Source organism: Salinispora mooreana, assembly GCF_000379065.1.
GTDB lineage: Bacteria > Actinomycetota > Actinomycetes > Mycobacteriales > Micromonosporaceae > Micromonospora > Micromonospora mooreana.
Window position 1 is genome coordinate 25,036 of record NZ_KB900615.1, and the last position, 8,808, is coordinate 33,843.

Consider the following 8,808-nt stretch of genomic DNA (forward strand, 5'->3'; position numbering starts at 1 on the left):
CGATAGCTGAAGGTGTGGCATGGCAGTCGGCCGTGTGCTGTCGGCGGTGATGGGCACGGAGGTGACCGCACGTCTTGTGGGTTGGCGCGTTCGCCGCTCGCGCGCGCGTTTTTGCGGTGCGACCGGTCGCAGCGAGGAGCCGGGTGGCGGGGCTGAAGCACTACATGGCGGGTGTTTCGGGGGTCAGGCTGTCCCTGACCCCCTGGTTACCCGACGTCCGGTCGTGCCCGCCGTGTCAGGCGCTTGGCGGTAGTGCCCGTTCCAGGAACTCGTCGTATTCCGCGGCGTCCAACGCGCCGTCGAGGTGGAGTGCGTCGGTGATCGCCTGCGTTACGGCCTCTCTTGGGATGCCTTGGCGGCGTTCGGCCTCACCGATGATTTCGGTGATGGTGCGGGCGGCCAGTCGTGGCTCGTGACGCACGAGCCAGTCCAGCATCTCCGCCACGTCCTGGAAGATGGTGTAGTCGTGCTCGCCACCGTGCAGCTGGTGGCTCGTCGCCAACTCGTCCAAGACAGCGCCTCGGATCGTTCTGGCCAGCAGATGGGTAGGCACGATGGAGTCAAGGTCGGCAGCCACCGTCCAACTCAACTCGGTGGCGATCTCCCGCACGGACTCCTCGGTGCGCCACCGTAGCGCCAGACGCTTGCGCAGCGTAGGTGACTCCCGGATCTGCATGGCGAAGGTGTTCGTGTACTGCTGCCACAGGTCGTTGACGCCGAGGGACAGGTGTGAGCTGTCACGGTGGGCGGCCATAGCGCTGGCGGCCCCGTCAGGAGAGCGACGCCGCTGCTCGGCCCACTCCTGGGCGACGACACGCGCCCACATGCTGCGGCCTCCCACGACCGCCTGCGGCGTCGGAACGGTGCTCTCTCCACGAGTGAGGTAGGCGCGCAGAGTCGACGGACTCAGTCCGGCGATCTCCGCCATCTCGGTCACCGTAACCAACTGGTCCGCAGCCAGCTCCGGTGCTGTCATCTGCACCACGCAACGAGACAACGCTCGTGAGGTGTCACTTCGCGTGGCGACCCAGGCCGCGAGGTGAGCGGTCCAGGGACCCTGCAAAGCGGCGTCGAGGTCGACGTCCTCGACACCAAGGACGCGCGCCCGATCACCTAGGCCACCGGTGATCATGTCGGCCGCGGTCACTGTCGAGGCAGCGGGAACCTGCCGCTGCACATGCACTTCGCTGGCCCAGTCGAAAATCTGCCCCGGCCGGTACCAGGTAGCCCCGTCCCACCAGTAGCCACCGGCACGGAACAGCTGAGCTGTCTTCATGAATGCCATGTACGCGCCCGACGAGTCGGCGTTGCGGTACAGCACCACCGAACGGCCATGCTCCGGATGCCAACGCACACACCACGCCAGGTCCAGACGCTTCGGGTCCGAGGTGTAGGCCACCCACCCGCGATCAGCGCACTTGTCCGTGCGCCCCCACATGTTCTCCCCGCGGTTACGACCGACAGCTTCTACCGCCCGCCGATCCTCGACCGGGATATGTGCATCGTCAACGAAGGGCAAACCCGGCACCGGATGATCCGTACGAAGCCCGTTCCCCACCGGCTCATAGTTGTGCAGCGTCACAGCTACCATCCTCCACTCGACACGCTGTAGATATCTACAGCGTACCCAACATTGTGAAGATGGCAAATATGCTGCCTATAGGGCATCCCTCTGGACGCATGACCGTGCTGGTCAGATGCCGGAAAATCCGCTGATGCGCGGACCGGTCTAGCGGTCGAGGCCGCCAGCGGGCAGACCCGAGCCGGGCTGCGCGGTGTGCGGCCACTCCTCGTCGTTCCTGCGGGGCTCCGGCGTGGTTGCGGCGATGGTGCGGGCGGTGGTGTGGTCGCCTCGGCCCGCGGCGCGTGCGGCGGCGAGGGCGGTGTGGCGGCCGTGGCCGGGCCCGGCGCGCTCGGCTTGGCGGGCTTGTTCGCGGGCGGCCCATTCGGCGTGGCGGTCGGTGGTGTGGGCGAGGGTGGCGGCGTGGTCTGCGGCGCGGTGGTCGCGGTCGCGGCGTTCGCGCATGGGTGAGGGGTGGGGTATCTCGGCGTTGGGGTTGGTGAGGGCCCGGTCGAGGACTGCGGCGAGGTAGGACAGGGGGGAGTGGGCGTCGCCGGCGGGGATGATGGTGCGGGTTTCGGCGTAGCGGCCGGTAAGGCCGTGGTGTTCGACCAGGCGGACGACGTCGTCGGCGGTCCAGTCCCCGCTGAGGCGGGGTGCGAGGGTGGCGGCGATCATCGCGATGCGTCGTCCCCGCTCGCGGTCGGCGCCACGCTGGTCGGTACAGCCGTGAGCGGCCAAGAACTGGGCGAGGAAGTCCCACAGCCCAGCCAGGCTGCGGGCGAGGGGTTTCGCCCATGCCGTTGAGCGGCGGGGATGTGCTGGTGGGTTTCCTCTCCTTCCGTTGGTCGTCCTAGGACGCGTAGGCGATGTCGGCCCGGTCACTCGCCTCGTTGGTGCTGGGCGCGAAGCGCCGCCGTTTGGTCTTTCTCCCCGGCCGGGAGGCCGTCGTCGTGCGGCGGCTAGTGACGTTGACGCTGAGAAGGAGTGGTACCCCCTGTAACCGGAAGAAGATTTCTTGCTTAACCCCATACGGGGAGGGTGGAAAAAAGTCGTCATGCGGTTGGCGAGGTCGAACGCCGCGCGCACGGTGTCCTCAGTGGGGCGGGCGCCCTGGTGGGGGCGACGGTCGGCTGGGGTGGTGGTGGGCTGGTTGGCTCGGCCGCGGGCGGCGATGGCGGTGGTGAGCGCTTGGCGGGCATCGGGCGCCCATACGGCGCTCACACTCGCCTGTAGCTGGAGGTCTTCGGCAGCGCGTTCGGCTACCGCGGCCTGTGCGTCGAGCAGCTCGGTCTGCGCGGCCTCCGCCGCGGTCTGGGCTTCGGCCACCGCCTCCTGGTGCTCGTCGACGAGCACTAGGGCGCGCTGCAGCAGCCGGGCCAGCACCGCGGTTGCCTCCCCGAGGTGTGGTGTGGGGTCGAACGGTGAGGTGTGCAGGGCCGCGAAGTCGTGCACGGTGCGGCGGCGGCGTAGCCCGGTGTCCTCCCGCTCGGCCAGAGAGCAGTTCCGGCCCGCCTCCGTCCGCACGGTGGCCCCCACCCGCTCGGCGTTCGCCCACGCGGTAGTGACCGTCCTGGCGGCCACTCCGGCACGGGCCGCGGTGGGGTGAAGCCCGGCCATCGACCGCCGGCCCGCGGCAGGATCCGCGGCAACAGCCATCACACCGACCACTAGGGGGTGTTGTGATGGCCTGCCCCGGCCGCTCACCCCACGCTCGGCCCGATCCGCGGCCGCCCGCGCCAGGAAATCGGCGATCAGCCACACCGCGCGGGCGCGGCCTGTGGGGCTCTGCTTGAGCTGCAACTGTCCCCGCGGCCCGGTCTTCGACAACCTCGGCATCGCCTCCAGCACGCCGGCCACCCGGTCACGCCACGCCTGCACGCCGGTCAGCCGCCGCTCAGCGCGCGCCACCCGCCTCACCGCCGCCCGATGCGCCACCCGCAACTCGTCCACACGCCGCGACTCAGCGGCGGCCTGCTCCACCTCGGCGGCCTGTGCCGCGCGGGCCGACGACGCGATCCACGCCTCATCCCCACACCGCCAACACCCCTGACGGCGGCGGCCACTGTCCCCCCGCTGCCGCTTCTGCCGCTTCTCCTGCCGCCGCTTCTCGCGCAGCTCACGGCGACGCTGCCGCCGACGCCACCGCCGACGCCGGACCACCTCCACCGGCAGATCCACCACCGCGGCCTGGTCCGGCCCGCCACACGTCTGACACGCCAACCGCTCGGCAAGCTCCGCGAGCCAGCCGGACTCCTCCGGCGTCAACCCCCGCCGCGCCGCGCGACGCTGCCGCCGCCGCCAACACCCCAGACACAGCGGCGCGGACCCTGGCCCATCGCGTGACACACCCAACCCGGCCACGCCGGCGGCAGCGCAGTCCACACACGGCACCCGCTGACCAGTCAGGGGCGGCACCCGCGCCACATCCGGCAACGCCAACCGCAACTGACCTGCCCGGGTGGCCTCCACAGCCACCGGCGACAGGCCCAGGTGCACGACGCACCGCGTACGCCCCGGAGCAGCTAGGACCGCACGGCCGCGCGCGGCGCACACCGGGCAGTGCCCAGACGCGACCACCCGCTCCGCGGCCAACACGCCACTCATCGCCCCACCACAGACACGGGCTCAGGGCGTGGTGAAACAGCCGCAGCCTGCACTGCGACATGGGGGAAGGGCTGGGGCAGATGCACGTCGCCGTGACACGCAGAAAACGTGATCGAAGACAAGAGTGCACCCAGCCCGAAGGTGGGTGCTATCGTTGCCTCCGAGCTTGTCGGAGCCTCAAGCCCTGTTCTCGCGGCCAAACGAAACGGGGGTTTGGGGCTCTCTTGCTGTCTGGAATTAGGGGTTGAGCTGAAGCGCTCCCTCAAAGTCTGATAACCCGGTGATCTTACGTCCACCCGCACGCTGGATGCAGACCCAACACGCGCCGGTATATCAATATCCTGTATGGACCTGTCCCGCAACCAGGCACATACTGGTACAAGCCGGACATCGCTGTGCGGTAAAGGAATCCACGCGTGGGCGACCCGCGGAAGCGGGCCGCCCGGCTGTGGATGGTGGGTGCTCACGCGGGCAGGTGGATGGTGTCGCAGTGAAGCGCGGTGCCATCGCCGTCGTGGACGTACAACTCCGCGTACCGATCCGCAGGTCCGTCCACTGCAGCGAGCAACAGCGCGGCCTGGTCACAGGCCGCGTCCATGTCGGCGGCGGTGTAGTAGGCGATCGCCTGGGGGTTGTCGGGGTCGGGGTCGGTAATGATGTCCAGGCGGTACTCGTCGGTCGCGCCTGTGACGTCAATGCCGAACGGCTGGTGGGTCATCATGGTCAGGCTCCTGTCATCTGTTGCGGATCAGGGCAGTGGCGGGCGGCCTCGGCTGGGATGCATGGGGGCCGCCCGCGCCGCCCGGCTGGTGGGAAAGGGACTCACACCGTCACCAAGCGCCGATCGCGGCGGCGGCGGTCACGCCGGCGCCGACGTAGCCGGCCAGCAGCAGAGGCACCGCCCGGCCGATCGCCCGGTACTTGTCGCGGGCGGCCTGGGACAGCCACCACAGCTCTCGGGCTCTGGCCAGAGGCGTCATCTGCGCTGCGTCGTCGCCGGTGAGGCGGGTCAGGATGTCGTGGGCGGTGTCAGCGTCGGCCCAGGCGACGAAGCCGAAGTCTCCGCCGAGGCGAGGCCGGGAGGACAGCAGAAGCAGCACCACCGCAGCCAGGACGACCAGGGCGGTGACCGCCCCGGCGACAAGGGCTGCCGGGGAGAGGTGACCGCCGACTCCGGCACCGCCGAGCACGGCCAGGCCCGCGCCGAGCAACACCCCGGCCGTCTGCAGGAAGCCGCCCGCTTTCGGGTCGACCCGGTGCAGCTCGGCGCGCACTGCGCTCACCTCGGCGTCCAGGGTGCTGGTGACCGTGCCCCGGCCGCATGCTGCGGCGTGGGCGCCGGCACGAGCAAGGATCTCCAGCTGGGAGAAGTCGTGATCGACCGTGTCGCAGCCGGTGCAGCGGAAAGTGCTGTCGGTCAGACCGGTCGGAATATCCACCAGCACCGCGTGGGCGCCGGCGGTGGGGATCTGGAACCGGCGACGACCGTTGTGGGGGTTGTGGTCGCTGGCGTAGGCCGCGCCAAGGTAGGTCGGATCACCTGGGTCAGGCACCATGGTGAGCAGCTCCTGTCATCTGTTGCGGATCAGGGAGTGGCGGGCGGCCCCGGAGCTTGGAGGCGTGGGGCTGCCCGCGCGGCGGTAGGTCAGCGGTGGGTACCGGTGTGGGGGAACGCCAGCACGGTCGCGCCGGCGACGGCGCCGTCGTCGGTGGCAGGGCCGGCGGCTGGCTGGCCGTCGAGTGCGGTGAGCAGGTCGGGCAGCTCCTCGGGCGTGATGAGGACGTCGCGGGCTTTGGAGCCGCCGGACGGGCCGACAACCCCCAGGTCGTGCAGGGTGTCCATGAGCCGGCCCGCCTTCACGAAACCGACCCGGAGCTTGCGTTGCAGCATCGAGGTGGAGCCGAACTGGCCGGTGACGATCAGGTCTGCGGCCTCTCGCAGGAGGGCCCGCTCGTCGTCGTCGAGTCCGTCGACCACCGTGGCGTCCACGGCCGGGGCGATGGGGGTGTCAGTGGCGGTCGGCAGGGTGGCGGGGGCGTCGCCCTGGTCGCGCCAGTGCTCGGCGACGGCGGTGACCTCGGCTTCGGTAACCCATGCACCCTGGATCCGAGTCGGCGTACCCGCGCCCATGGGGGCGTACAGGCCGTCGCCTTTGCCGAGGAGTTTCTCCGCGCCGGGCTGGTCGAGGATGACCCGCGAGTCCGCCAGCGACGAGGTGGCGAAGGCGAGCCGGGACGGCACGTTTGCTTTGATCAGCCCGGTCACCACGTCCACGCTGGGGCGTTGGGTGGCCAGGACGAGGTGGATGCCGGCGGCGCGGGCGAGCTGGGTGATCCGCACGATGGAGTCCTCGACGTCGCGGGGGGCGACCATCATCAGGTCGGCCAGCTCGTCCACGACGACCACCAGGTACGGGTACGGGCGTAGTTCCTGCTCGCTGCCGGCCGGGGCGGTGATCTGCCCGTTGCGGACCTTGCGGTTGAAGTCGTCGATGTGGCGCACGCCGTGGGCGGCCAGGTCGTCGTAGCGCTTGTCCATCTCGCGCACGACCCACTCCAGCGAGTCGGCTGCCTTCTTGGCGTTCGTCACGATCGGGGTGACCAGGTGCGGGATGCCGGCGTAGGCAGTCAGCTCGACGCGTTTGGGGTCGATCAGCAGCAGCCGCACCTCGTCCGGTGTCGCCCGGGTGAGCAGGGAGACGAGCAGGCTGTTGAGGCAGCCGGACTTGCCGGAGCCGGTGGCCCCGCCGATGAGCAGGTGGGGCATGGCGGCCAGGTTGCAGGTCACCGGCCGACCGTCGATGTCGCGGCCCAGCGCGACCTGCAGGCGGTGCCCGTCGCGGGCGGACCGGGAGCGGATGACATCGCCCAAGGTCACCGTCTCGCAGTCGGTGTTGGGCACCTCCACGCCGATCGCGCTCTTTCCCGGGATGGTGCCGACGATCGGCACCTTGTTGGTGCCCAGGGCGTAGCCGAAGGTCTTGGCCAGTCCGGTGATCTTCTCGACTTTGATCCCGGGTCCGATGGTGATCTCGTGGCGGGTGATGGCGGGGCCACGCTTGTGGCCACTGACGACAGCGTCGAGCTTGAAGTCGGTGAGCACGCCCTGCAGGGCCCGCTTCGCGGCGTCGGTGGCCGCGCTGCGCGGCTGTGGCGCGGTGCCAGCGGCGAGCAGGCTCACCGGCGGTAGGACGTAGCCACCGGCTGCCCGAGCCGGCTCCACGGTCGGGTCGGCGGGCTGCCGCGGTAGCGGCGGCCGGGGCACGAGGTCAGCCGGCGGGCGGGCCGGATCGGCCGGGGCGGTGATGTTGGTGGTGTTGTCGCCCTGGTCCACGTCGGCGTCGTCGTCAAGGTCGTCGAGGTCGTCGAACCGGTCGAGCTGGTCGAGCTCGTCGACGTCGGCGGACGTGTTCGATTTGCCGCGGGCGGCGGTAGCGAGGGCGGTGACGACGGCGACGGGGGTGATGCCGGTGGCGGCGGTGAGTCCTGCGGCGATCACGCCCGCCAGGACCGGGGCGGCGCCCCACACGGTCAGGACCGCATCGAGGGCACCTGCGGCGCGGCCGAGTAGACCGCCGGCACCCGGGGTGGCCAGGTCGAGCAGTCCGGCGGCACCGGTGGCGGTGAGCAGGATCCCGGCGGCCTGGGCGAGCAGGCGCACGGTGTGCGTGCCGGCGGGGTGACGCATCGCCTGCACCGCCAGCCAGCACAGCGGCAGCGGCATCAGCACGGCGAGGTGGCCGAGCAGCCCGTCGACGAGACCGGCCGGGACGGCCAGGGCTTGGCCGGGCAGACCGGCGGGGTCGGTCCACACGGCCGCCGCGGTGACAGCGCCGGTGAGCAGTAGGGCGAGGCCGGCGGTGTCGTGTCCGGGCAGATCCACACTCGTGCGGTGTGGGCTGGGTAGCTTGCGGGCGGCCCGGCCGGCGCCGGCGGCGGTGGCGTGCCAGCCGGTACGGGCGGCCTGGCCGCACCAGCGGGCCAGGGCGGCAGCGTGGTCGACCTTGGCCTGCTTGGTGGTCTTCCTGGCCATGCGGGTCTCCTTTCCGGGCGCAAAGGGTGTGGTGGTCAGTTCGTGATGGTGAACGGGCCGCCGCGCTGGTCGGGTGGGGTGACCGCGCCGCGGTCCTTGAGCCGGGTCAGCAGGTTGTAGAGCTGGGACTGGTTGACCGGGCAGTCCGGGCGGTCCAGCAGCGCCTGCGCGCTCGCCGGGCCGCGGCGTAGGCAGGCCAGGACCCACTCGGCGGGCGTGACCGGGGTGACCTGCTCAACCACGGTGGTGGTGCGGCGGCCGGCTCCGAACGCGGCCCGCAACCGGTCCACCGCGCTACCGCCGTTGCTGCTGGTGCTGGCGGGGGTGGTGGTGTTGCCGCTGGTGGGGGTGCGGCCGGGCACCACGATCGGGGTAGCCGGGTCGATCTCGGGGACGTTCCACCGCACCGGCACGCGGGGCGCCGCTGCTGCGGCGGCGGTCTCATCCAGGTGCGGAACCCGGCAGATCATTCCGATCCGGTGGGAGTGACGCAAGAAGCCCATGCCGGCGGTCGTCGTGCCGTCCTCGAACTCGCGGGGCAGGCCAAACGGGTCGCCCACGAAATCGTCGGGCAGGATCGTCGACCCGCTGCCGCGGTTGGACACGC

General features: G+C 70.8%; 5 protein-coding genes and 1 pseudogene. All 6 read right to left on the minus strand.

From position 1 onward, the window contains the following. Window positions 1-235 precede the first annotated feature (235 nt). On the minus strand, window positions 236-1,582 hold the full coding sequence (locus tag SALPAC6_RS0124685) for a helix-turn-helix transcriptional regulator (protein WP_018255978.1): 1,347 nt from the start codon (window positions 1,580-1,582) through the stop codon (window positions 236-238). A gap of 147 nt (window positions 1,583-1,729) precedes the next feature. Next, window positions 1,730-4,168 (minus strand): hypothetical protein, encoded by a 2,439-nt coding sequence (locus SALPAC6_RS30640; RefSeq protein WP_223874472.1) that lies wholly within the window; start codon window positions 4,166-4,168, stop codon window positions 1,730-1,732. Window positions 4,169-4,631: 463 nt separating this feature from the next. Next, a complete protein-coding gene (locus SALPAC6_RS0124695; RefSeq protein WP_018255979.1) occupies window positions 4,632-4,889 on the minus strand; it encodes a hypothetical protein in 258 nt (85 codons plus the stop codon). 109 nt (window positions 4,890-4,998) lie between these two features. Next, complete coding sequence (locus SALPAC6_RS28605) at window positions 4,999-5,724, minus strand: Pycsar system effector family protein (RefSeq protein WP_018255980.1); 726 nt, start codon at window positions 5,722-5,724, stop codon at window positions 4,999-5,001. 89 nt (window positions 5,725-5,813) lie between these two features. Next, complete coding sequence (locus tag SALPAC6_RS0124705; protein ID WP_018255981.1) at window positions 5,814-8,201, minus strand: FtsK/SpoIIIE family DNA translocase; 2,388 nt, start codon at window positions 8,199-8,201, stop codon at window positions 5,814-5,816. Window positions 8,202-8,236: 35 nt separating this feature from the next. Continuing rightward, a pseudogene (locus SALPAC6_RS26795) lies at window positions 8,237-8,808 on the minus strand (ATP-binding protein); the annotation flags it as partial.